Origin of the sequence: Levilactobacillus huananensis, from assembly GCF_003946145.1 — a bacterium.
In the GTDB taxonomy this organism is placed as follows: domain Bacteria; phylum Bacillota; class Bacilli; order Lactobacillales; family Lactobacillaceae; genus Levilactobacillus; species Levilactobacillus huananensis.
In genome coordinates this window covers 38,544-63,741 of the sequence record NZ_RHOC01000003.1, presented here as the reverse complement: position 1 = coordinate 63,741, position 25,198 = coordinate 38,544, and the positions used below count along the sequence as shown (strand labels likewise).

The 25,198-nt window shown below is 48.9% G+C and carries 25 protein-coding genes; 1 reads left to right on the top strand and 24 read right to left on the bottom strand.

From position 1 onward, the window contains the following. The first annotated feature begins 248 nt into the window (after window positions 1-248). Entirely contained in the window at window positions 249-845 is a 597-nt protein-coding gene (gene clpP / locus EKM71_RS03560) for an ATP-dependent Clp endopeptidase proteolytic subunit ClpP (protein ID WP_048732353.1), read from the top strand. A 100-nt stretch (window positions 846-945) separates the two neighbouring features. On the opposite strand, the gene whiA is transcribed toward clpP, so the two are convergent. From whiA to EKM71_RS03440, 24 genes are all read right to left on the bottom strand, one after another. Beyond that, window positions 946-1,884, bottom strand: a complete 939-nt coding sequence (whiA, locus tag EKM71_RS03555; protein ID WP_125573298.1) for a DNA-binding protein WhiA — start codon at window positions 1,882-1,884, stop codon at window positions 946-948. A 3-nt stretch (window positions 1,885-1,887) separates the two neighbouring features. Continuing rightward, window positions 1,888-2,901, bottom strand: coding sequence for a gluconeogenesis factor YvcK family protein (locus EKM71_RS03550; protein ID WP_125573297.1), 1,014 nt, complete (start codon window positions 2,899-2,901; stop codon window positions 1,888-1,890). Beyond that, the gene (rapZ, locus tag EKM71_RS03545; RefSeq protein WP_125573296.1) at window positions 2,898-3,782 is read right to left on the bottom strand and encodes an RNase adapter RapZ; all 885 of its coding nucleotides are present in this window, start codon (window positions 3,780-3,782) and stop codon (window positions 2,898-2,900) included. Before rapZ ends, EKM71_RS03550 begins: the two co-directional genes overlap by 4 nt. 170 nt (window positions 3,783-3,952) lie before the next feature. Then, on the bottom strand, window positions 3,953-4,498 hold the full coding sequence (locus tag EKM71_RS03540) for an HdeD family acid-resistance protein (protein ID WP_125573295.1): 546 nt from the start codon (window positions 4,496-4,498) through the stop codon (window positions 3,953-3,955). Window positions 4,499-4,644: 146 nt separating this feature from the next. Beyond that, complete coding sequence (gene uvrA / locus EKM71_RS03535; protein ID WP_125573294.1) at window positions 4,645-7,515, bottom strand: excinuclease ABC subunit UvrA; 2,871 nt, start codon at window positions 7,513-7,515, stop codon at window positions 4,645-4,647. Between the two features lie 15 nt (window positions 7,516-7,530). Next, window positions 7,531-9,537 carry an excinuclease ABC subunit UvrB gene (gene uvrB, locus EKM71_RS03530; protein WP_125573293.1) on the bottom strand — a complete coding sequence of 669 codons (2,007 nt, stop codon included), beginning with the start codon at window positions 9,535-9,537 and terminating at the stop codon, window positions 7,531-7,533. A gap of 119 nt (window positions 9,538-9,656) precedes the next feature. Further along, the gene (locus EKM71_RS03525) at window positions 9,657-10,181 is read right to left on the bottom strand and encodes an acetyltransferase (protein ID WP_125573292.1); all 525 of its coding nucleotides are present in this window, start codon (window positions 10,179-10,181) and stop codon (window positions 9,657-9,659) included. Window position 10,182: 1 nt separating this feature from the next. Then, window positions 10,183-10,821 carry a YfbR-like 5'-deoxynucleotidase gene (locus tag EKM71_RS03520; protein WP_125573291.1) on the bottom strand — a complete coding sequence of 213 codons (639 nt, stop codon included), beginning with the start codon at window positions 10,819-10,821 and terminating at the stop codon, window positions 10,183-10,185. A 79-nt stretch (window positions 10,822-10,900) separates the two neighbouring features. Then, a complete protein-coding gene (gene trxB, locus EKM71_RS03515) occupies window positions 10,901-11,842 on the bottom strand; it encodes a thioredoxin-disulfide reductase (protein ID WP_125573290.1) in 942 nt (313 codons plus the stop codon). Between the two features lie 64 nt (window positions 11,843-11,906). After that, the gene (gene galU / locus EKM71_RS03510; protein WP_125573289.1) at window positions 11,907-12,812 is read right to left on the bottom strand and encodes a UTP--glucose-1-phosphate uridylyltransferase GalU; all 906 of its coding nucleotides are present in this window, start codon (window positions 12,810-12,812) and stop codon (window positions 11,907-11,909) included. A 35-nt stretch (window positions 12,813-12,847) separates the two neighbouring features. Beyond that, complete coding sequence (locus tag EKM71_RS03505) at window positions 12,848-13,861, bottom strand: NAD(P)H-dependent glycerol-3-phosphate dehydrogenase (protein ID WP_125573288.1); 1,014 nt, start codon at window positions 13,859-13,861, stop codon at window positions 12,848-12,850. 15 nt (window positions 13,862-13,876) lie between these two features. Then, a complete protein-coding gene (lgt, locus tag EKM71_RS03500) occupies window positions 13,877-14,737 on the bottom strand; it encodes a prolipoprotein diacylglyceryl transferase (protein ID WP_125573287.1) in 861 nt (286 codons plus the stop codon). A 5-nt stretch (window positions 14,738-14,742) separates the two neighbouring features. Continuing rightward, the gene (gene hprK, locus EKM71_RS03495) at window positions 14,743-15,684 is read right to left on the bottom strand and encodes an HPr(Ser) kinase/phosphatase (RefSeq protein WP_125573286.1); all 942 of its coding nucleotides are present in this window, start codon (window positions 15,682-15,684) and stop codon (window positions 14,743-14,745) included. Window positions 15,685-15,772: 88 nt separating this feature from the next. After that, window positions 15,773-16,144 (bottom strand): phage holin family protein, encoded by a 372-nt coding sequence (locus EKM71_RS03490; protein ID WP_057878720.1) that lies wholly within the window; start codon window positions 16,142-16,144, stop codon window positions 15,773-15,775. A gap of 1 nt (window position 16,145) precedes the next feature. Then, entirely contained in the window at window positions 16,146-16,481 is a 336-nt protein-coding gene (locus EKM71_RS03485; protein ID WP_125573285.1) for a PspC domain-containing protein, read from the bottom strand. Between the two features lie 150 nt (window positions 16,482-16,631). Then, entirely contained in the window at window positions 16,632-17,309 is a 678-nt protein-coding gene (gene phoU / locus EKM71_RS03480; RefSeq protein WP_125544459.1) for a phosphate signaling complex protein PhoU, read from the bottom strand. Window positions 17,310-17,319: 10 nt separating this feature from the next. Then, window positions 17,320-18,078 carry a phosphate ABC transporter ATP-binding protein PstB gene (gene pstB / locus EKM71_RS03475; protein WP_125573284.1) on the bottom strand — a complete coding sequence of 253 codons (759 nt, stop codon included), beginning with the start codon at window positions 18,076-18,078 and terminating at the stop codon, window positions 17,320-17,322. A 17-nt stretch (window positions 18,079-18,095) separates the two neighbouring features. Continuing rightward, window positions 18,096-18,884 (bottom strand): phosphate ABC transporter ATP-binding protein PstB, encoded by a 789-nt coding sequence (pstB, locus tag EKM71_RS03470; protein WP_404819397.1) that lies wholly within the window; start codon window positions 18,882-18,884, stop codon window positions 18,096-18,098. 48 nt (window positions 18,885-18,932) lie between these two features. Then, window positions 18,933-19,817, bottom strand: coding sequence for a phosphate ABC transporter permease PstA (gene pstA / locus EKM71_RS03465; RefSeq protein WP_125573282.1), 885 nt, complete (start codon window positions 19,815-19,817; stop codon window positions 18,933-18,935). Then, window positions 19,817-20,746 (bottom strand): phosphate ABC transporter permease subunit PstC, encoded by a 930-nt coding sequence (gene pstC / locus EKM71_RS03460; RefSeq protein ID WP_125573281.1) that lies wholly within the window; start codon window positions 20,744-20,746, stop codon window positions 19,817-19,819. The genes pstA and pstC overlap by 1 nt, the downstream gene beginning before the upstream one ends. Then, the gene (locus tag EKM71_RS03455) at window positions 20,743-21,630 is read right to left on the bottom strand and encodes a phosphate ABC transporter substrate-binding protein PstS family protein (protein WP_125573280.1); all 888 of its coding nucleotides are present in this window, start codon (window positions 21,628-21,630) and stop codon (window positions 20,743-20,745) included. The genes pstC and EKM71_RS03455 overlap by 4 nt, the downstream gene beginning before the upstream one ends. 198 nt (window positions 21,631-21,828) lie before the next feature. Continuing rightward, window positions 21,829-23,196: a sensor histidine kinase gene (locus EKM71_RS03450; protein ID WP_125573279.1), complete on the bottom strand. Its 1,368-nt coding sequence runs from the start codon at window positions 23,194-23,196 to the stop codon at window positions 21,829-21,831. Then, complete coding sequence (locus tag EKM71_RS03445) at window positions 23,193-23,903, bottom strand: response regulator transcription factor (RefSeq protein ID WP_125573278.1); 711 nt, start codon at window positions 23,901-23,903, stop codon at window positions 23,193-23,195. Before EKM71_RS03445 ends, EKM71_RS03450 begins: the two co-directional genes overlap by 4 nt. Before the next feature lie 3 nt (window positions 23,904-23,906). After that, window positions 23,907-25,061: a PDZ domain-containing protein gene (locus EKM71_RS03440; RefSeq protein ID WP_125573277.1), complete on the bottom strand. Its 1,155-nt coding sequence runs from the start codon at window positions 25,059-25,061 to the stop codon at window positions 23,907-23,909. Window positions 25,062-25,198: the final 137 nt, after the last annotated feature.

Below are 25,198 nucleotides of genomic sequence, written 5' to 3'. Positions count from 1 at the left end.
TTCACCGTAACCGGTCATGTTTACTGCGTAACCGGTCAGTCGATGGTCGTCGCTCGTACTTCCCCCAACATAAATACCGTGACATAATACGTGACGTTTGGTCAAACTCTGGTATGATAGTTCTAGTCAAATGGTTGTGGGAATTAACAGAGTCTAATCGTTTGACCTGTTTTGACCATAGCGGTACACTAACAATATGTTAGCGAAACGCTAGCCATTCAAACGTTAATAAGGGAGGCTATCTTGTCATGAATTTAGTACCAACAGTTATTGAACAATCATCCCGTGGCGAACGGGCATATGATATCTATTCACGACTTTTAAAAGACCGGATCATCATGTTGTCCGGCCCAATCGAAGATGACATGGCAAACGCCATCATTGCGCAATTGCTCTTCTTGGACGCCCAAGACTCCACTAAGGACATTTCGCTTTACATCAACTCACCAGGTGGGGTTGTTTCTTCCGGCTTGGCAATCTACGATACCATGAACTTTATCCAATCCGACGTGCAAACTATCACGTTAGGTATGGCGGCTTCCATGGCCAGTGTCTTGGCTTCATCTGGGACTAAGGGTAAACGTTTCGCCTTACCACATGCCCAAGTGATGATTCACCAACCATCCGGTGGTGCTCAAGGACAACAAACTGAAATTGAGATTGCCGCTCGTGAGATCTTGAAGACTCGGCAATTAATCAACCAAATCTTGGCTGATAATTCTGGTCAACCCGTTGAACGTCTGAACCAAGACACTGAACGAGATAACTACCTGAGTGCTCAAGAAGCTGTCGATTATGGCTTAATTGACCACATCATGACCAACAGTAGCGAACAAAAAAAGTAATTCACTGAAGATCACATCATGGCTTGCCATGGTGTGTTTTTTTGATCGACAAAAGGCGCCGTAACCTCTAAATGGAGATTACGGCGCCTTTTTCATTCAACTACGCAGAAGCCTCTCCACGTAATTGTTTAGCATAATCATTAATTTTACGTAAACGGTGATTGATCCCCGACTTGGAGATAGGACCGCCAGGAACCAGATCTCCTAATTCCTTCAGACTGACCTCTTGATGTGCCAACCGTGTTTCGGCTACTTCACGTAGCTTAACCGGCAGCTGACTCAAGCCAACCGTGGCGTCTATGAATTGAATGTTATCAATCTGCCGAGTCGACGCATTGGCCACCTTGTCTAAGTTAGCATTCTCGCAGTTGACCAATCGGTTCACGGAGTTTCGCATGTCACGCATGATTCGAATATCTTCGAACTTTAGCATCGACGTCGTGGCCCCGATCAGGGACAGAAAATCGGCAATTTCCTCAGCACTCTTCAGATACGTGATATACCCACTACGCCGAACAATAGTCCGAGCGTTCAAATCATAGCGATTCATCATCTCGGCAATCATCTGGTTATGTTCCTCATATAGTGAGTAGATCTCCAAATGATAGCGACTGGTTTCTGGGTTGTTCACAGATCCACCGGCCAAAAAGGCCCCTCGCAGGTACGAACGCACCGACATATCGGAACTCAGAATATCATCGGGAACAGACTCTAAGAGCTGCATCCCATCAAAGATCCCTAGGTCTGACAGAACTTCCGTCACACCAGTCTTAACCCGCACGATGTACAGATTATTCTTCTTAAGCTTCATCTTACGTCGAACTAACAGTTCACTTTCCAAATCATAGAACTGCTTCAAAAGCTGGTACATCCGTCGCGCAATGGCGGGATTTTCAGTTTGAACGTTCAAGACAAAATGGTGGTTTGCCAACCCCAGCGCCCCATTCATCCGGATCAAAGCGACTAATTCCGCCTTGGCATTCTCCCGGTGTACTTCGAGCGTCGTCAGTTCTTTTTTTACTTCGCTGGCATACGACATGTGTTATGGCCTCCGTTTCATCCGGTAACGCGGTTGGCCAATCAGGTTTAGGAGTTCGTGTACGACCTCCTGCCCATTATGAAACGCCCCGTTATCCCTTAGTTCAAGAAAGTCCGTCGAAATCACCCGGCAGCCTTGATCACGCAGGCCTTGGAAGTCATGACGAACCGGCTGAGACATTTCGTCCCAGCGCTGATAATCAATGTATTTATCCGGTACCTTCCGAGTATTAACCAGAACGGTATCGATGAAATTCGTGTGTAAATGTTGATTCAAAACACGGACATGGTCAGCATCGGTGAAGTTCTGCGTTTCACCCTTCTGGGTCATGATGTTGCAAATATAGACAACCTCAGCTGGACTCTCACGAACGGCCTGCCCGACGCTATCAATCATCAGGTTCGGCAGAATACTGGTAAATAGGCTCCCAGGTCCCAAGACGATCTGATCAGCATTCATAATCGCATCAATCACGGGTTGCACTGCCGTTGGTTGCTCATGATGATCACTGGTCTCGACCCAGACCCGCTTAATCAGCTTGTGGGCGGCCGTAATCTCGGATTCCCCACTCAGGGTGGACCCATCGGCAAACTGCGCATGAAGCTCTAAGGTCTCGTTAGATGCCGGATAGACGTGACCATTGACCCGCATTAACTGCGAGAGTTCTTGAACGGCATCAAAAATACCGCCCCGCATTTCGGATAAGGCGGCAATGATGAGGTTACCAATGGCATGGCCCGCAAAAAAGTCGTCTGTTGTTTCAAACCGGTACTGAAATAAATCTTTATAAATGGTGGGAACTTCGGCTAAAGCAACCATAACATTTCGAATATCTCCAGGCGGCACCACGTTGACATAGTGGCGAATAATACCTGAAGATCCCCCGTCATCGGCGACCGTAACCACGGCCGTGATATCGACGTCTTGATCTCGTAGGTTTCTTAAAATAACCGGTAATCCCGTCCCACCGCCGATCACCACGATCTTGGGGCGGCGGGTACGTAACGGATCTCTCATGAGCGGTTGGTGGACTCCTTTCGCCTGTTAATGTCACGATGGGTGACATGCACGGGATAAGTACTCCCTAGTGCCTGCCCAATTCGCGTCGCTAAGGCGACAGAACGGTGTTGACCGCCCGTACAACCGATCGCGATGGTCAGATTAGCCTTGCCTTCTTTTTTATAGCCGGGCACAATCGTCGTGAGTAACTTCAAAAATTGGCCATAGAACTCCTCCGTCTGCGGTTGACTCATGACGTAATCGTAGACAGGTTGGTCCAACCCGGTCTGGGGTCTTAGTTCTGGAACATAGTAAGGATTTGGCAGGAATCGGACGTCCATCACGATATCAGCGTCGATGGGTAACCCATACTTAAACCCAAACGACATCACTTCGATGTGGAAAACTTGGGCTGATTCCGTTTCATAGTTATGGAAAATTTCTTCACGTAATTTTCGAGGACTCAGATTCGTAGTGTCGATCACTAGCTGAGCTGCCTGACGAATGGACGCGAGCAAGGTCCGTTCTCGCTGAATACCCTCCATCACGCGGCCATTGCGGGCCAGTGGATGGGAGCGTCTGGTTTCCTTGTATCGGGAGACCAATTCCTCATCGGAAGCGTCCAAGAAGAGAACCTGGGCGTTCATACTGCCGTGAACCGCGACGTCATTTAACATCCGCACGATCTCGTCATAGAAAGCTCGTGAGCGGAGGTCAATGACCAGCGCGACTTTAGAGATCTTACCAGATTCACGGATCAGGTCCCAAAATTTTGGCAACAATGTGGGTGGCAGATTATCGACACAGAAATAGCCTAAGTCTTCAAAACTCTGCATGGCCACGGTCTTTCCGGCACCACTCATTCCCGTAATAATGACGAAATGAATCTCATCTGTCATGGTTCTCCTCCAGCTTCCTGAAAAAACGTCTTTAAGCAGTATAACACACCGGGCGTGTCTTTCCTAATTTATTCCATAATCGCCCGAAATATCGGTCTTTTGTGCCCCTGTTGCCATTGAAAAAGGCCTCCAGAGAATTCCAGAGACCTTACTTTAATGATTAAGTAAACTTACTGACGACTACGTGCAAAAGCAATCCAGATCGCGTTAACCCCAAAGACTGCAAAGAACGAAGCTACCAACACGTTGATAGATAAGGCCGCGACCACTGGGTGCACGAACAGAAGAATCCCCACAACTAAGCTCAAGACGTCCAAGATGATGGAGAACCAGAAGAAGCCCCCACCGAAGGAACGCAGGTGACTCGCCACGATCAGACGTTCGATTGAGTCCAGAATAAACCAAAGAGCAAACAGATAACCCAAGGTCACAATGGCACTGTTCATGTCAAAGAAGAACACGACCGCAATCAGAATATCCAAGACACCGAGAACTAACGCAAAGTTGGCACGCATCCCGGTCACTTCATGCAACTTACGGTAACCCGCAATCGTAGTCAATCCACTCAACAAGGCCATAAAAGCAAAAATAATGGCTAATCCCGTTAAACCAATCTTAGGCGACCGTAACAGGCCAAAAGCGGCCACTAGGAATAAAATACCCAGAATGAACTCTCCCCAGTCAAACCCCCAGCGCGTCCGATTCATATTAAACATTGACTGCATCTCCTCACAGTTCCGGTCAAGTGGCGACCGGTTTTTACCTATTGTACTGGTTTTCCGGGATTCTCACAAGGTACGCTGGTTCTAAAAAAACGGCCAACCCGTGAAAGACCAGGCCGGCCGTTGCTAATGACAATTTGTTAACGTTTCGATGACGGGGTTTTCTCGTCGGCTTCTGTGCGGGCTGTATCCCGTTCCAGAACCGGCTTCAGATACTGACCCGTGTAACTCGACTTCACTTCAGCAAGTTCCTCGGGAGTCCCAGTAGCGACCACGTTACCGCCGGCTTCTCCACCCTCTGGACCAAGGTCAATCAGATGATCCGCCGTCTTGATGACATCCAAGTTATGCTCGATAACCAAGACCGTATTGCCCTTGTCTACCAGTCGGTGCAGTACCGCCAACAAACGCTTAATATCGTCGGTATGCAACCCAGTCGTTGGTTCATCTAGGATATAGAAGTTCTTCCCGTTCTGTTGCTTATGCAGCTCGGCGGCCAACTTCATCCGTTGTGCTTCCCCACCGGAGAGTGTCGTTGCGGGTTGTCCAAGCTTGACGTACCCTAAGCCAACATCCTGAATGGTCTGCAACTTTCGGGTAATCTTAGGAATGGCTTCAAAGAACTTCAAGGCCTCACTAACCGTCATGTCGAGCACGTCAGCGATATTCTTCCCCTTGTATTCAACTTCCAAGGTTTCAGAATTGTACCGCGTTCCATGGCAAACCTCACAAGGCACGTAGACGTCAGGTAAAAAGTTCATTTCAATCTTCAAAATCCCATCACCATGACAAGCCTCACAACGGCCTCCCTTGGTGTTAAAACTGAACCGCCCCTTTTGATAACCCCGCAACTTGGCGTCATTGGTTTGCGCGAACAGAGTACGCACGTCGTCAAAGACACCCGTGTAGGTCGCCGGGTTACTCCGTGGCGTCCGTCCAATTGGACTTTGGTCGATATCAACCAGTCGTTCGATGTTTTGAATACCAGAGATAGACTTGTACTTCCCCGGTTTCTCCGAATTACGATTTAACTTTTGTGCCAATGCCCGCTTCAAGATGGTATTGACCAGCGTTGACTTACCGGAACCGGAAACCCCGGTCACCACGACAAACTCTCCCAATGGGAAGTCGACCGTGATGTTCTTGAGGTTGTTTTCGGCAGCTCCCGTGACTTGAATCATCTTGCCATTCCCCGGACGACGCTTCAAAGGAACTGGAATATAACGTTTCCCGGCCAGATACTGCCCGGTCAGAGACTTCCGTGTACGCATGACCTGCTTCGGGGTTCCGGCAGCCATGATGCGGCCTCCGTTCTCCCCGGCACCAGGACCCACGTCTACAATGTAGTCCGCAGCCCGCATGGTATCCTCGTCATGCTCAACAACAATCAGGGTATTTCCCAGATCACGCATCTGTTTCAGCGACGCGATCAAGCGATCATTATCCCGTTGATGCAACCCAATTGATGGTTCATCTAAAATATAGAGTACCCCAGAGAGATTCGACCCAATCTGTGTGGCCAAACGAATCCGTTGCGCTTCCCCACCGGACAGGGTCCGTGCAGAACGACTCAGTGTCAGGTAATCCAGGCCTACGTTACGTAAGAACGTTAACCGGTCGCGAATTTCCTTTAAGATTGGTTGCGCAATAACCTGGTCCTGTTCGCCAAAGCTAAGATCCTTAAAGAAACTCAGTTCCTTATCAACAGGTAAGTCAGATACCGCACCAATGTGTTGATGATTGATCTGAACACTGAGTGCCTTGCGGTTTAGCCGGTAACCGTGACAGGTTTGACAGGTCAATTCGGCCATGTACTTCCGCATCACATCGCGGGTAAATTCGCTATTAGTTTCTTTATAGCGACGATCAACGTTTGGTACAACCCCTTCGAAGGCCACATCCACATCACGGACGCCACCAAAATCATTTTCATAATGGAAATGGAAGGTCTTGTCGTGAGACCCATATAAAACCAGGTCCTGTTCGTCCTGTGTCAGATTCTCAAATGGCGTGTCTAAGTCGACGTTAAATGCCGCACAGGCCTGTTCCAGCAGAGCCGGGTAGTATTGCGAACTGATTGGGTTCCAGGGTGCTAAGGCGCCCTCACGAAGTGTCTTTGACTTGTCAGGAACGACGAGGTCCAGATCGACCTCTAGCTTAACCCCAAGACCGTCACAATCGGGACAAGCCCCGAATGGCGCGTTAAAGGAGAAGAGCCGTGGTTCCAGCTCACCCACCGTAAACCCACAGACTGGGCAGGCGTAGTGTTCGGAGAAGACCAATGCCTCCCCGCCAATCACGTCAGCAATGGCATAACCGCCACTTAACCGTAATGCTGCTTCAAAAGAATCGAAAAGTCGAGAACGAATCCCTGATTTGACGACAATCCGGTCGATAACGATCGCAATGTCATGACTCTGGTTCTTGTTTAATTCTGGAACATCGTCGATATCTAAGATATCACCGTCGACTCTGACGCGGACGAATCCTTCACGTCGAATTTTTTCAAAGATCTTCTTGTGCTGGCCCTTTTTGGCCCGCACAATCGGTGACAACACTTGGAGTTTAGTTCGTTCGGGCAACGCCAAGACTTGATCAACCATCTGTTCCACACTTTGACTGGTGATCTTGGTCCCATCATTCGGACAGATGGGCGTCCCGACTCGTGCCCACAAGAGACGCAAGTAATCATTAATTTCCGTGACTGTTCCCACCGTTGACCGGGGGTTCTTAGACGTCGTCTTTTGGTCAATAGAAATAGCCGGACTCAACCCATCGATGGAATCGACATCTGGTTTATCCATCTGGCCTAAGAATTGACGGGCATAGGAAGACAGACTTTCCACGTACCGACGTTGGCCTTCGGCATACAGCGTGTCAAAGGCCAGAGAACTCTTCCCTGAACCAGAAAGACCACTGATAACCACCAACTTATTCTTAGGGATTGTCACATCGACATCCTTTAAGTTATGGGCACGTGCCCCATGGATGATAATTTTATCGTTTGCCAAATAACATTCTCCTCACTAGTCCCCGATCTCGGTCTTCATATCCATCACAGTATCCCGCAAGGAAGCCGCCTGTTCAAAATCAAGTTTCTTGGCTGCCGCCCGCATCTCATCTTCAAGACGCGAGATCAACTTCTCCTGATCTTCCTTGGACATGTCTTCAAAGTCACTCGCCACGAAGTCATCCTTTTCGCCTTCATGATCATTGGTCTTCGTGACCGCAATCAGATCACGAATTGGTTTGATAATCGTGGTTGGTGTGATGCCATGCTTCTTGTTGTAGGCAATCTGAACTTCACGACGACGCGCCGTTTCATCCATGGCAGCCTGCATCGAATCCGTCACGGAATCCGCATACATGATCACAGCCCCATGAGAGTTTCGAGCAGCCCGACCGATCGTCTGAATCAATGACCGTTCGTTACGCAGGAACCCCTCTTTATCGGCATCAAGAATCGCAACCAACGAGACTTCTGGAATATCGATTCCTTCTCGTAACAGGTTGATCCCGACCAGGACATCGTATTTACCCAGTCGCAGATCACGCATGATTTCGGTCCGCTCCAACGTCTTAATGTCGGAGTGCAAGTATGCCACCTTGATTCCCAAATCCTTCAGATAATCGGTCAAATCTTCCGACATCTTCTTGGTTAACGTGGTGACAAACGTCCGTTCATTAGCGTCAACCCGCGCGTTAATCTCACCAACCAGGTCATCCATTTGCCCCATAATTGGTCGAACCTCGATTGTCGGATCTAATAGACCGGTTGGCCGGATAATCTGCTGAACCACGTGATCGGTTTGCTCGTGTTCATAGGGACCAGGCGTCGCTGACATGTAAATGACTTGATTAATATGTTGTTCAACTTCATTTAACTTGAGCGGTCGGTTATCCAGGGCACTTGGCAACCGGAAACCATAGTCCACCAATTGTTGCTTCCGTGCACGGTCACCATTATACATTCCCCGAACTTGTGGCATAGTGACGTGAGATTCGTCGACCACCATCAAGAAGTCCTTCGGGAAGAAGTCTAACAATGTGTATGGGGGTTCTCCGGGCTTACGCCCATCCATCCAACGTGAGTAGTTTTCAATCCCGCTGGTGTAACCCATTTCACGCATCATTTCTAAATCGTAAGTGGTCCGTTGCTTAAGGCGTTGGGCCTCCAGCAACTTGCCAGCTCCTTCCAATTCATCAACGCGGTCCTTGAGTTCACCTTCGATGCCTGCCGTGGCCTTCGTCATAACATCATCGTTGGTCATAAAGTGTGTCGCTGGAAAGATTGCTACGTGTTCGCGGTCGCCAACAATTTCGCCCGTCAGCGAATCCACTTCACGAATTCGGTCAATCTCATCTCCGAAAAATTCAACCCGCAAGGCCCGGTCATCCCGTGATGCTGGGAAGATTTCGACCACGTCACCGTGAACCCGGAACCGACCTCGCTGAAAATCGTAGTCATTTCGTTCAAATTGAATATTAACGAGCTTGCGTAGCAGGGCATCTCGTTCAATCTCTTGCCCCACCCGTAGTGAAACCACATGATTCTTATATTCGGTTGGATCCCCTAACCCGAAGATTGAGGAGACGGAGGCCACCACGATCACATCGTTTCGTTCCAGCAAAGAACTTGTCGCGGAATGTCGGAGCTTGTCGATTTCATCATTAATCGATGAATCTTTTTCGATATAAGTATCGCTCGAGGGCACATAGGCTTCCGGTTGATAATAATCATAGTAACTAACAAAGTACTCCACCGCGTTGTTCGGGAAGAATTGCTTAAATTCACCGTATAATTGTCCCGCCAACGTCTTATTGTGGGAAAGCACCAGAGTCGGCTTGTTCACTTGTTGGATAACGTTTGAAATCGTAAACGTCTTCCCAGTCCCCGTGGCCCCTAACAGAATCTGTGCTTTCTCGTGTTCCTGAATGCCCTTTGTCAGCTGGGCTATCGCCTCGGGTTGGTCCCCCGTTGGCTGATATTTAGACACCAGGTCAAACTTACGATCCGTTTGCCGATCGATCATGGCATAACCTCCCTACCAAATTATTTTTTCATCAGAAAAGATGGGAAACGATCCGCTTCCCATCACGCTCAAATATTCTACCATACCGAACATACTTTCGCCAGTAGCCCGCTTCGCTGCTAAAACTTATCCTGATAAATCGTGACATTAGCGTTCCGGTCACCTTTAATGACCGTCGTGGTCTGAACGGCCGTCAGGCCCAGATCCTCCCAGAATGGTTTCATGACGCGATCGCCCATGAAGACACTGAGCTGCAGTTGTACCGCTCCTGCTTCCTGAAGTGTGGCCGTCAGACTCCGGTACCATTCCGCCGACTGGTCAGTGCTGACGTCCTTAGCTATCATCCACATCCCCAACCAAGCCAAGCTAGGTAGCGGGTAATCTACGATGAGATCCACCAATACCTTCAATTCACCATCTTGAAACAGACCCAGATAGGCTTTCTGCTCCGGCACGGCATTAAGTGGCATATCCGTGACATCTTGAATGGCCTCTTGCCGGGTGACCGGATGATCTTGGAAGTGACCAAAGTAAGTCGGATGGGCCGCCTGAAAGGCGTAAATTAAATCATCATCGTCATGTGTTAACTCTCGGGCTGTAACTCCCCCACTCAATCGTTGATTCCACACTGTTGCTAATGCCATGTTAGTCCTCCTGCTTCAATAACTCATTGGTTAACGTTGCTAGTTTCTGCCGATCACTGAAGTCCGCTGCCAGCATTTCTGGCAGGACTTCAGCCAAGAAGTACTGCACACAGGCCAGCTGTTTGAATTTCAAGACCGTACTCAGGCTCTCCCGGTAGATCTCAGTGAAGACGGGTTCAGGATTTCCCTTTTGAATTTCACCGAATGATTCGTACAACAGGTCCACCTTATCGGCAACGGAGAGGATCTGCCCCTCTAATGTTGCGTCCTTACCTTCACCCAACCGCCGCGTATAGGCTGCCTGGAATTGTTTTGGAATTTCATTTTCAATGAAGTTAGCGGTCAGGGAATCCTCAACATCGGCCAGCATCTGGCGTAATTCGGGAGTCGCATACTTCACGGGAGTCTTAATATCCCCGATGAAGCGCTCCGTATAGTCGTGATTCAATGACTTTTCGTAGAGCAGCCGCCAGTTAACCTGGTTCCCGGCATTTTCCTCGACGTCTCCCAGAAACTGTGCAACCTCGGCCACCTTAAATGAATGGGCCGCCACCGAATGTTGTTCAAATTTAAAGTACCCCGGTGCCCGGTCAATCGTTTCCAAATCACTCAGACTCTGTAAAAATTGATTCATCCCCATGTTTGCGACACTCCTTTTAATTTTAATTTCGCAAAAAAGCGGAAACGACCTCAAGGGTTGTTTCCGCTAACTTTAACCTTTATTGGGCGGAAGCCGTTTTGTCCTTCAAAGTTTCCAGATAACTGAAAGCTTCTTGGCCGGCAATCCCACCATCTCCAACGGCAGTCGTAATCTGTCGAAGGGTCTTTTGCCGAACGTCGCCAATCGCAAACACACCAGGTACGGCGGTTGCCATGTCGTTGTCGGTCTTAATCCAGCCAGCATCATCGGTAATTCCCATGGTGGTGAAGGAAGAAGTCATTGGTAAAGTCCCCACGTAAATGAAGACCCCACTAGCCGCAATCTCACCAGTTTCACCGGTTAGGTTGTTCTTAGTTGCGACACCAGTAACCTTCATATCGTCACCCAAGATTTCAGTAACATTTGTGTTCCAGACAAATTCGATTTTGTCGTTAGCGAACGCTCTGTCCTGTAAAATCTTTTGGGCCCGCAGTTGGTCACGCCGGTGAATAATGGTAACCTTGGAGGCTAACCCCGCGAGGTATAGGCCTTCTTCGATGGCTGAATCACCGCCACCGATCACCACGACTTCACGGTTCTTAAAGAACGCACCATCGCAGACCGCGCAATATGAAACACCACGCCCACCAAATTTATCTTCGCCGGGAACTCCCAGCTTCTTATATTCAGATCCGGTCGCAATAATTACGGCGCCTGCTTTGTAATCACCATCGTCAGTCTTGACGATCTTGTAATCACCATGGTCTTCAATGTCTTCCACGCTACCGTATGCAAATTCGGCACCAAATTGGGTGGAACCCTCATACATATCCTTGGATAAGTCTGGTCCGAGAACCGACTTGAACCCCGGATAATTCTCAATAGCGGCGGTATTGTTCATTTGGCCACCATAAATTCCGCGGTCTAACATCAATACCGAGAGGTTAGCACGGGAGGCATATAACGCACCGGTCATACCGCCGGGACCCGCTCCAATCACAATTACATCATAGTTCTTCAAAGTTAACGCTCCTTTCTGCTCTTAGCCTTTAGGATACTTTACTAGTAAAAAGGAAGTTTGTCACCTATTTCGACTTGGAAGGTTTCTCATCTTCCTTGGCCAACTTCTGGCCGAGGTCTTTAATGTATTGACGCAATGGATCCTTGGTTTCGGGATGCTTCAAACCGTATTCAATGTTGGTCTGAATCCAACCAAACTTATTACCGACATCATAGCGTTTGCCCTTGTATTCGTGAGCGAACACGCGCTGATTCTTGTTAAGGTTGTCGATTGCATCAGTCAATTGAAGTTCATTCCCCAAACCAACTGGCGTGTTCTCCAAGGCTTCGAAAATTTCTGGGGTGAAGAGGTACCGACCGATGATGGCCAAGTCACTAGGTGCATCGGCTGGTTCGGGCTTCTCCACAAAGTTCGTGACATTATACAAACCTGGTTCCGTTTCTTCGGAAGGATTGATGACCCCATACTTAGCGGTCTCTTCGTGAGGAACGCGCATCACAGCTAACGTTGAGGCTCCCGTCTCTTCGTAGCGATCGATCAGTTGCTTGGTCAAAGGCACTTCGCTAGACGTCATATCGTCACCTAGCATAACCACAAAGGGTTCATCACCGATAAAGGCCTTGGCAGTCAACACAGCGTCCCCTAACCCACGAGGATAAGGTTGCCGAATGAAGTAAAGATTCATGCCTGTGGTTTCTTGAACCTGGCGTAACATCTCATCCTTGTGCTTAGCAGCAAGGTTGGCTTCCAATTCTGGGTTAGAGTCAAAATGGTCTTCGATGGAACGTTTTGACTTGCCATCAACGATCACGATATCTTCGATTCCCGATTTACGGGCTTCTTCAACGATGAATTGAATCGTTGGCTTGTCCACAATGGGTAACATTTCCTTGGCCAAGGCCTTTGTTGCTGGTAAGAAGCGAGTACCCAAACCCGCTGCTGGAATGACTGCTTTTCTAACTTTTCTCATCTTTAAAATATCCTCCCTGGTTCCCTACAAAAAATTTAAAATTCGGAACGGCCTTCACGTTGCATCAACTCTGAAATGGCCTGCTTGATGTCTTTACCTTCGTATAAGACTTGGTAAATGGCTTCCGTAATTGGCATTGAAACGCCACGTTCCTTTGATAACTCATATGCGGCCTTGGTCGTGGCAACCCCTTCGATCACCATGCCCATGTGGCTCACAACATCATCAAGTGCCTCACCACGGCCAAGTTCATCACCGGCTCGCCAGTTCCGTGAATTGGAACTCGTTGCGGTTACAATGATGTCCCCAACCCCAGATAACCCAATAAAGGTCATTGGATCGGCGCCAAATGACGTACCCAACCGAGAAATTTCAGCCAAGCCTCGGGTCATCAGCGCTGCTTTAGCATTGTCACCGTAGCCCAACCCATGTAAGGCTCCAGCACCCAACGCAATAATATTCTTTAATGCCGCCCCAATCTCAACACCAATCACGTCAGGATTGGTGTAAACCCGGAAGTACGGCGTCATGAAGAGTTTCTGAACATGTTTTGCGGCGTCCAAATTGGCACTGGCTGCGGTAATCAAGGTTAGATCATGACGGGCAACATCCTCGGCATGACTCGGACCAGACAACACCGTGATGGCCTGCCGGTTCTCAGCTGGAATCTCTTCAGCTAAGACCTGTGATAATCGCTTATAAGTATTTTGTTCAATACCTTTGCTAGCGTGAATCAACTGTGGTTGGATCCCGGTCTTCTTTAAGATCGCCGCAACTTCACCTGCAACCGAACGAATCGCCTTGGTTGGGACGACGAAGAGAATAGTTTGTACATCCTTCAACGCACTTTCCAGATCAGAATAAGCGACTAACGATGGAGAAAACTTGAAGTCTTTAATATAATGCGAATTCGTATGCTCGGTATTTAACTCCTCAACTTGCTTGGGATTGTAGGACCATAAACGCACGTCGTTACCATTTTCATCGAGGACGCTCGCTAGAATTGATCCCCAGGAACCGGCACCGAGTACTGCAATTTTCTCTGACATAGTAATGGATTCTCCTTATTTAGTAAGTTTTGCTTTTTCTTGAAATGGGTTGCCCGCCAAGTAATCGAGAGGCGTGGACTGATGACGACGATAAATCCAGATAATCAGTGCCCCTACGAAAAGTACGACAGATAACGCTTGAGAAATTCGAAGAACGTGGAACAACCATAGACTATCCGTCCGCATCCCTTCGATAAAGAACCGACCCAATGAATACCACATCACGTATCCCAAGAAGACTTCACCTTGCTTGAAAAGTCCCGGAACGTGCCGCAGACTCATGAGCACGATGAACCCCAATAGATCCCACGTCGACTCATACAGGAAGGTCGGCTGTCGGTAGGCCCCATTAATCAACATTTGATTAATGATCCAATTTGGCAAGTGTAACCCCTGTAGAAAGGCAAGGCTGGTAATTCGGCCAAAGGCTTCCTGGTTCATGAAGTTCCCCCACCGGCCAATGGCTTGGCCCAGAATCACGGTTGGTGCCGCGATATCTAACATCAACCACACTGGAATAAAACGTGACCGACAGAAGAAAAAGACGACCAAACCTGCCCCAATGAGCGATCCGTAAATGGCAATGCCACCATCCCAAATGGCAATGATTTCACCAGGATGCTTGGCATAATAGGGCCATTCAAAAACCACATAATAGGTCCGTGCGGCAATCAGCGCCGCTGGCAAGGCCCACAGAATCATGTCGTAGATATCGTCGGGCTTGATCCCTCGACGTTGCCCCTCACGGACAGCCAGCATGACAGCAATAACCACCCCAGTGGCGATAATCACCCCATACCAGTGAACGGAGATCGGCCCTAGACGCATGGCGATAGGATTAAGCGCCGCCATAATTGGTGAAAAGATATCGCCCATCTCCCTTATTTGTTGTTTTTATCCGAGTTCTGTTTGATTAAACGATTCAGATTATCATCAAAGACCTGCGTGGCATCATATCCCATGGAACGGGCCCGGAAGTTCATGGCCGCGGCTTCAATAATGATGGCTAAGTTACGTCCAGTCTTAACAGGGATGGTAATCTTTGGCACCTCAACATCGAAGAAACGTTGCGATTCCGTGTTATTCCCTAACCGGTCGAAATGATTGTCATCATGCCACAATTCCAAGTGAACAATGAGATCGATGTCCGTTTCGGAACGCACGGCACCAGCCCCGAATAGGTTCATGACATCGATGATCCCAATCCCCCGAATTTCGAGCAGGTGACTCAGGATAGCCGGCGCCGTCCCGACCAACGTCTGTTCATCTTGTTGGTAGACTTCCACTCGATCATCGGCAATCAGCCGGTGACCACGTTTGACTAATTCCAACGCCGTTTCACTCTTACCAACACCAGAATCACCAGTAATCATGACCCCAACACCATAGATATCGACGAGGACCCCATGAACTGACTGCCGTTCGGCTAATTTGCCATCCAGAAAATTGGTCATGTTACTCAAGATCCGCGACGTCGTTAGCTTTGTCTCCAGTAAGGGGATGTGAGCTTCCTTTGTGGCTTGCTTGAGCTCCTCAGGAGGATCCAGTTGTGTCGACACCACAAAAGCCGGCGTCTCCGGTTGACACATCTTCTGCATGACATCTAACAGCTTCTCATGCGACATGCCCTTCGCGAAGGACGTTTCAGTAATTCCCAATAATTGAATTCGTTTAGCAGGATAATAATTAAAGTATCCGGTTAATTCCAACCCGGGCCGAGAGATATCACTCGTTGTGATTTCACGGTCCAAGTCTTCTTCACCGGAATAAACCTCCAGACGGGTAACCTTCACCAGGTCGGCCACTGTGACACTTTCAGGCATAGGAGTTCCTCCTCATTGCATAGTAAACTACTCTAATTTTAGCACTTTCACGGGGTGACTCCCACCAAATTCGTTCGGAGAGGTCAACTTAATTCCGGGCGAAATGATCGCTGATGATAGCATTAAAGAGAGCCATCACAATAGCCACAATCAACGTGACGCCAAACGATGAAAAGGTGAACCCACTCCCCATCACCCACGAGGTTAATTCCAGCATAATTGCGTTCAAGACGAACCCAAACAATCCCAGTGTCAAGATGGTCACTGGTAGCGACAGAACGAACAGAATCGGCTTCACAATTGCATTGAGCAAGGCCAACACGAAGCTCGCAATCAACGCTACTGCGACGCCAGAAACGTAAAAGGCATTCTGATAGTGTCCGGCCAGCGAGCTCTGAAAGAACCCGGCTAGCGCAAGAAAGATGAGAGCGTTAACAAAAATTCGAGGCCAAAACCGCACACTACTCACCATCCTTATGTGAATCGGAAACATCATGTTCGGTCACGTCATGAATCACTTTGCGGCCATCGTTAGGTTTCGGTTGTGTTGCGCCGCGGAAAAGATCACTGAGATTACCCCCACCAGACTGGATGGGTGCTTGGGGCATAAAAGTCATCAAGATCACGTATACCAAGAGACCTAAAATGACGTGACCAAATGGAATGGCTATCGAAACCAATACATAAATGATCCGTAAGAGATTCGCATTCCAACCGAAATATTCCGCAATACCACCCAGAACCCCACCAACAAGGCGGTTGGTCCGGGATCGTTCAAAACGCTTCTTTTCTGTCATTTAAGATCACTCCTTTTGGATTTTTAAGTGCGACCCGGCCACACGGAGTCAGCACGCGTCAAGCTATTAGGCCAAGAATAACGAAAGCGGCCACTGAAATCAAGTTATCAGTGGCCGTCTGGGCGAATCTTCAATTTAGATTAAGGTTTTTTACCCCTCAGTGCCGGAACTGGCCGAATTCAATTCGATAATCTGGCCAGACTTAAGATAGATAATCCATTCACAGACGTTCGTCACATAATCCCCAATACGGCTGAGATCTTGTGAAACGTTGAGGTAAATCGACGCGCCAGTCTCAAATGAAGGGTCCTGTCGCATTTGTTCGTAACTATCCGCACGTACCTGATGATTCAGCCGATCCAGCTTGCGATCAATATCCGCCAACTCACGGGCCTCATGCTCATCCTTGTTCACATATGCCGTGAGAACATCCTTCATCATCTGTGTCGTCAGGCGACCCATCTCGGCAATTAACTGTTCCAACACGGGAATCTTCTGTTTTGTCCCGAACTTAATGGCAGAGTGCGCCACGTTTCTGGCGTGGTCCCCAGCTCGTTCCAATTCGGAGACGGCCTTTAGAATCGTCACAATCTCACGAAGATCGGTTGTCACTGGCTGGTATAACGCAATCATTTCAAAGGTTTTTTGTTCCAATGCAATTTCACGTTCGTTAATCTGGTGATCCTGGTCAATGAGCTTCTGCGCGGCAACGGCGTCACGATTCATGAACGCATCCACCGACTGCTGGATAACCTCACTCACCAACATTCCCATTTCTGTAAAGTCAGCATCTAATTCGGCTAACTCATCATCAAATAATCTACGCATTACTGGCCTCCTACCCGAATCGACCGCTAATATAGTCTTCCGTCTGCTTTTGTGCGGGATTCATAAAGATATTCTTTGTCTGGTCCACTTCAATCAACTCACCATTCATGAAAAACGCTGTCCGGTCCGCGATCCGCGAGGCCTGCTGAAGGTTGTGGGTTACTATAATAATCGTATAATCGTGCCGTAAATTCAAGAGAGTTGCTTCAATTTGGCTACTAGACACGGGATCCAACGCACTAGTCGGTTCATCTAACAGAATAATCTCTGGAGAAACAGCCAAGACCCGGGCAATACAGACCCGCTGTTGTTGCCCCCCGGAGAGTGCCAGCGCACTCTCATGCAAATGGTCTTTAACCTCATCCCACACGGCTGCCTGCCGCAGCGACTTCTCAACCACGGCATCTAGCTTCTCCTTGTCCTTCTCACCGGCAATCCGTAAACCGTAGATCACGTTGTCGTAAATTGAGAATGGGAAGGGGTTAGGTTGTTGAAAGACCATTCCGATTTCCTTACGAATCTGAACCGTGTCAGCACTAGGTGCGTAGAGATTCTGTCCCTTAAATTTGATCGTTCCCGTAATCGTCACATTGGGAATCAAGTCATTCATACGATTCAAGGTCCTTAGGTAGGTGGATTTCCCACAACCGGACGGACCAATCAATGCCGTAATGCCCTTGTCTGTGAAGTTCAGGTTAATCCCCTTTAGTGCTTCCTTTTCCCCGTAATACAGATGTAAATCTTGTGTTGTTAAAATTTCCTCACTCATGGTGTTGTCTCCTCCTCTTAGCCGAAGTTCCCCGAAACATAGTCGCTGGTAATTTGAACCTGTGGATTTGTGAAGATATGGCTCGTGGTGTCATACTCCAACACCCGTCCCTGATTGAAAAATGCCGTATATTCACTGATCCGACCAGCCTGTTGCATGTTATGCGTCACAATAATAATTGTGTACTGCTTTTTTAATTCCAACAAGGTATCCTCGAGTTGGCTCGTGGATACCGGGTCCAAGGCACTCGCTGGTTCATCCAGCAACAGGATATCTGGTTTAACCGCGATCGCTCTGGCAATACACAACCGTTGTGCCTGCCCCCCCGACAGGGCTAGTGCACTCTTGTTGAGATCATCTTTGACCTGATTCCACAGCGCAGCCTGCTTAAGTGATGTTTCGACAATCTCATCCAACTCATGCTGATCGGTCGTTCCCCGCAACCGCAGGGCAAAGGCAATATTGTCATAGATTGACTTAGCAAACGGATTAGGGCGTTGGAAGACCATCCCCACACGTCGCCGCATCTCATAAACATCAATATCGGATTGATTGATATCGACGCCCCGATACATGATGCGTCCCGTTACCGTGGCAATCCGATCATTCATCCGGTTCAATGATCGGAGATAGGTGGATTTACCCGAACCAGAGGGCCCAATGAGCGCCGTAATTTGGTTACGGGCAAACTGGAGATCGCCTTCATAAATGGCCTCTTTTTTTCCATAAAACACGTGGAGTTCCTCGGTTGACAGGACAATTGGGTGTTGGGCGTCTCGTGGTTGCACGATGTGCCGTTTCTGCATAGTCCCTGTTGTTGAAACATCGTTACTGACAAACATGACACCCCTCCTTTAGGCTGACGTGAGTCGCTTGTAAAGCCGCTTCCCCAGGTAGCGAGCAGCAAAGTTAAAGAGCAAGATGGCAAGAACCAAGACTGCCGACGACCCGGATGAGATTGCCTTCGCATCTGGCATGATCCCTTCAGAATTAATCTTCCAGATGTGAACAGCCAACGTTTCGGCCGGCCGCATCGGATTCAATGGACTAGAGATGTTAAACGGATTCCAATCCGTAAAGTCGAGGGCGGGGGCACTCTGACCTGCGGTATAAATCAAGGCCGCTGCTTCCCCGAAGACTCGTCCTGCACTCAGGATAACCCCGGTAAGAATACTCGGTACCGCTGCGGGTAAGATCACCCGCGTGATAGTCTCCCAACGAGATAGGCCAAGTGCCAGTCCCCCCTCACGCTGGGAGAGGTCGATGGTTCGCAAAGAATCCTCGATACTTCTGGTCAGAAGCGGCAAGTTGAAGAAGGTCAGCGCAAAAGCTCCCGAGAGAATGGAAAATCCCAGGCGGAGCTTCACCACAAAGAACAGAAAGCCGAACAGACCGACCACTACCGAGGGCAATGAACTGAGAATCTCGATGGCTGTTCGAATCGTGGTTGTAACCCAATTATCACGGGCGTATTCGTAGAGGTAGATTGCCGCTCCCAAGGCAATGGGAAAGGAAATTAGCATCGCCAAAATCAATAGATAGAAGGAATTATAAAGTTGAACACCAACGCCACCACCCTTGAGAAACGCCTTGGCGGGAGCTGTCAGAAAGTGCCAGCTCAACTGAGGAAGCCCACTAACCAGAATATAGCCGAGCAACGCTAGGAGAATCAAGACAACCAACCCGGCAACGCCATACAACGTCCCAATGGCAATTTTATTTTGTGTTTTTGAATTCACTATTGAAGACGCCCCTTTCGGCCAATCAAACGAATGATGAGATTAAAGACCAATGACATCAGCAACAATACTAGAGCCAGTGACCACAGGGCATTGTTTTGGAGTGAGCCCATGACGGTGTTTCCGATTCCCGTGGTTAACACAGAAGTCAGTGTTGCCGCCGGATCGACTAAGCTCCCTGGCATGAGTGCAGCATTCCCAATGACCATTTGGACGGCAAGTGCTTCACCGAAAGCCCGCGCCATCCCAAAGACAACGGCAGTCATCAGGCCCGGTGTGGCAGCCCGCAGAACCACCTTGTAGATGGTCTGCCACTGCGTCGCCCCGAGAGCCAATGAGGCCTCCCGATAGTACCGTGGAACCGATCGCAAGGCATCTACACTCATCGAGGTCACGGTTGGCAGAATCATTACGAAGAGTACACAGGTTCCGGAGAGAATCCCAAACCCACTCCCACTAAAGATTGCTCGGGTGGCTGGTACGACCACTGAGAGGCCAATGAACCCGTAAACCACGGAGGGGATCCCGACTAATAATTCTGTCACGGGTTGGAGAATCTTAGCCCCCTTATTAGGTGAAATCTCGTTCATGAAGACCGCCGTTCCAATCGCAAACGGCGTGGCCACAATTGCCGAAAGAATCGTGATCAGAAATGACCCGACAATCATTGGTAGCGCCCCAACTTCGGGTTTTCCATTCGCATCTGTGATGCCTGGATTCCATTTTTTGTCCGTCAAGAAATCCCAAAGATTGACGTGATTACTGGTAAAGGTCGCAATCCCCTTGGATGCAACGAAACCGATAATCCCCACAACCACTGCGACGATCAGGAGTAACGCCGAGAAACTCACAACCTTGCCCCAAATTTCTAGTTTGGCCGCCTTCGAATGTCGCTTGAGTTGTTTCTCTAATTGTTGGGTTGTTTTCATGACTTGCCACCTTCCAGTCGTGTGACGTTGCCGTGGACGTCCCGTTCAACCTTCATTTGATCCGGTGACAGGTAACCCAATTGGCGCACCAACGTCTTTTGAATCGCTGGTGACTGGACGTACTGAATGAACCGCTGAGTTAAACCGCGCGGTTGCCCCTTGGTATAGAGGTGTTCGTAAGACCAGATACGCCAACGATTGGTTTTCACATTATCCTCAGTTGGCCGGACACCATTTAGACTGAGGGATCGGACAGTTGAATTCACATAAGAAAAAGCCACGTAGCTAATAGCCCCCGGGGTTGTCGCCACGATCTGGCGAACCATCCCCGAAGAATCCTGTTCCTGAGCGGTCTTAGAACGATGGTTAGTCAACCCAAACTGTTCGAAGGTTGCCCGCGTTCCACTCCCCTGCGCCCGATTAATCAACACTACTGGCACGTTGGCCCCACCGAGTTCCCGCCAATTGGTTACCTGGCCGGTAAAAACCTGAATGAGTTGTTGGGTGGTTAAATTTTTTAGTCCAATTTTAGGGTTAATGATGGGCGTAATGCCCACAACGGCGACTCGGTGATCGATCAAAGCGGCTGATTTGATCCCCTTCTGTTCGCCGGCAAAGAGGTCGGAATTTCCAATCTGAACAGCTCCCTCTTGAATCTGGCTGAGACCGGTCCCGGTTCCTCCACCTTGGACGTTGATAAACGTCCCTAAGTGTTCGCCCGTATATTGTTCTCCAGCCGCTTCCACCAAGGGTTGCAGTGCCGTTGACCCGACTGCGGTGATGGATTCACCGGCATGACTGACCTGTCGCGTTTGGTAGGCAAAGATCCCTAAAGCCACAATGATAACGGCTCCGATGGCTTGCCACCAGCGTTTTTTCGACATTTCACTAACCTCCTACTAGCCGAACGTCACGGCTCGACCTTACAAAAGTCAGTATACCGAACCAATGTAAATGTCCCGTAGCCGTATTGTAAAGGTTGTGTAAATGTAACCCGATGTTGAAAAATTGTGGGTCAAATCAGCCCGCCCGGTGGTCCATTAAGGCGATCAAAAAAGGCCTGACTGGCGGTCAGGTCTCATTTAGTCTTTATCTGTGTTTGGGGTATCTACCACTGGATCCGTCGTCACTGGAAATGTCAGGATCACCGTGGTGCCCACACCTAATTGACTTTGCAGATTGATTTTACCATTGAGCGATTGAACCAGCTCACGGACAATTGCCAAGCCTAGGCCACTCCCACTGACCAACTGATTGGAATGTGAAACGTCGGCCCGGTAGAAGCGTTCAAAAACCCTGAGCTGATCCTGAGGGCCAATACCAATACCCGTATCCGCAATCGTCAGCGTCCAATTCTGTGCGGTTTCCGCTAGGGTCAGTGTGACAGTTCCGCCCGGACGATTGTATTTAATGGCATTACTCATGATATTTTTTAAAATTTGATCGAACTTGCGTTGATCGGTCACCGCCATAAAGTCTGGATTAACCTGATTAACGAGTGTCACTTGATTGACCTGAGCCAAGGGATCGAGCAACGTAACCTGCGTGGCAATCTGTTGGCCCACCGGCACCATGCTGACCTCGACTGCATTCCCCGATTCGAGATGGGAAATCGTCAAGACATCATTGATTAGCTCTACCAAGCGTTCACTCTGTTGATCGATGATATGCAGAAACTCCGAGCGTTTCTCGGGATCGTTCTGGGCACCAGCTAAGAGTGTCTTCGCAAAGCCGGAGATCGCGGTCACCGGCGTCTTCAATTCGTGTGAGGCATTGGAGACAAAATCCATTTGCATCTGTTCCACAGCGTAGACTTCAGTCACATCGTAAAGCAACACCAGAACTTGAAAATAGTCCTGGGAGGTTGCCGTATAGATAGCCCGAGCATCAACCATGCGGTCGTTAACCTTCAGCACACGCTGCTGCGTCTGACGTTCCGTCAAGGCAGAATTGATCAGACTGGCTAGCTCAAACTGCTGAACATCTTGGGCGAATGGATGCCGCCGTGGTGAAATCTTGTGCTGTAAAAACTGTTCCATCGCAGGATTGGCTAATTCCACTTTACGGTAACGGTCAATCACCATGACCCCGATTGGCAGATAATCCAATAGCGTAGCGAATTCTTGGTTCTGCCCCGCCATTTGTCGTTGAATCTTACGTTGATGCGTCTGAAGATAATTAATCTGCAAGGCCAATTGCTGAAAGGGGTCATGAGGCGAGAGGAGCACGTGGGCCGGTTCCTCCTCGTGACGAATTCCCTCCACTTTCTTGGTAAGGATTCCAATACGCTGGTCTGCCCAGTGAAGACCAATGGTGACGCCAATGGCTTCAAGGATTCCGACCAACCAGGCCACAATCCACGCGCCAGTCAGACTAGCAGGTTGGACCAACGCCACCAAAACACTGTTGGCTAGACCGCAAATCACCCACACACTAATAAACCGTCTCATGGTTGCGCCTCAAACGTATACCCAAACCCACGAACCGTTCGCAGGAGTGTCGGATGTTTGGGATCGCGTTCAATCTTTTCCCGTAGATGGGAGACATGAATATCCACCATTCGTGTTTGCCCACTATAATCAAATCCCCAGACGCCTTCCAGCAACTGTTCACGACTCCAGACCTTGCCAGGTCGTTTCGCAAAGAACAGTAACAATTCGAATTCCTTTGGGGTCAAATCAATCAAACGATCGTCTCGTTTAACTTGGAACTTATCCTGGTCGATTGTGAGATCACCCACCTGTAAGAGGTTCCCGGTCGGCCGGGATCCCCTCTGTGGCTGATCATTGTCATCATGATACCGTCGCATCACAGCCTTCATTCGAGCAATAACCTCGCGGGGACTGAAGGGCTTCGTGATATAATCGTCCGCTCCTAGCTCCAGGCCAAAGACCGTATCAAATTCACTGGTCTTCGCAGTAATCATAATAATCGGCGTGCTAACCTTTTCCTGACGTAACTTTTTCGTCACTTCAACCCCATCTAGCTTGGGTAACATCAGATCCAAGAGGATCACGTCGAACCGTTCGTGAAGGGCCAAATTCAAGGCCTGTTCACCGTCAATTGCGGTCACCACTTGATACCCCGCCTGTTCAAGGTTGTATTGTAGTAAGGTAACAATCGCTGGTTCATCATCTACGACTAGGACTCTGCTCATGGGTTATCCCTCCAGATCTCGAAAGAGTACAATACCAATTTCATGGGGCGCACCTGAATAAATGGCCGTTTCGGTCATTTTGAGTTCGCCGTTCATATCACGCACCCGCAGGTGACAATAGGCGGAGTTAGCCAATAAGGCTTCATAAAAACTCGTTTCACTGTTAATCGGACGATGGTTACATTCTAGGATAATGTCTCCCGCTACAAGGTCTAGCTTGACCGCAGGCGTTCCCGGCCGAATTGCCAGGACACGCACCCCATCATCAACCTGAGAATACCAGAATTGTTGATGCTCATCATAATGTTTAGCTTGCCATAGAACGAGTGCATAACCAACCAACAGTAAAATTAATAGAATCGGCGTCATTGTCGGCCATAAGAAACTGGCTCCAAGAAAAATAGCCGCCGCGACACCTAACCAGACCAATTTCTTCGCCAACCGTTGATAGACAGCGCGTGGTGCCTGACGGAACACCGTAAACCGTAGTCCCAAGACTAGTGGCAGAACCAAAATGGCAAAGCTCTGACCGTGTAAATGAATCACTGGCCAGAAAGCCCATTGGCTGGTGAACCAGTCACCAGGAACCAAGGTCACCATAGGTAAAATCAAGAATTCCCGCCAAGGATAACCAGCAATGCGTTTTCCTCGTTGTTTCGCATAGATTCGTGGGCTCACAAAACGTCCACCGTAATGGGCAACCCAATGGCCCATCAATAGAAAGAACAGAACACCTAGCCAGAGATAATTCTGAGTCCCGACACCTTGCCAAGTCAGCCCGACTGAATCCAGACTGAATGAATCTGTTATGTATGATCCACTCCAAACTGTGACAGCCGTGGCTACCACAATCAAGGTCAGAGGGAGAATCGTCGTTGGCAATACGACCAGCGTGACCAACGCCAACGCCTCATAAACCAAAATCCAAACGACCGGTAGACTGAATCCAACCAGAATATTGACCAGCGAAAGACCTGCCCCCAACAAAAGCCCTTGTGTGAGCATATGGCGTAACTCAAAGTGATCACTATAGACAGCACTCCCAAAATCCTTGCGTTCCTGCTTGATGCGTGCACGACTCACCAGCCATAACCGCAAGACTGCCAGCCAAACTAATGGCTGTAAAAGATAACTGCCACATGCTATCAACGTTCGCATGTCATCGACACCTTTCCTGAAAAAATAACTGTCACCAGTATAGCATGAAACAAAAACAGGCAACACGACATTCGTGTTACCCGCCCAAAGGTTCTTCGTTTAGAATAATTATCAGTTATGACAGGATGCACCCAAAT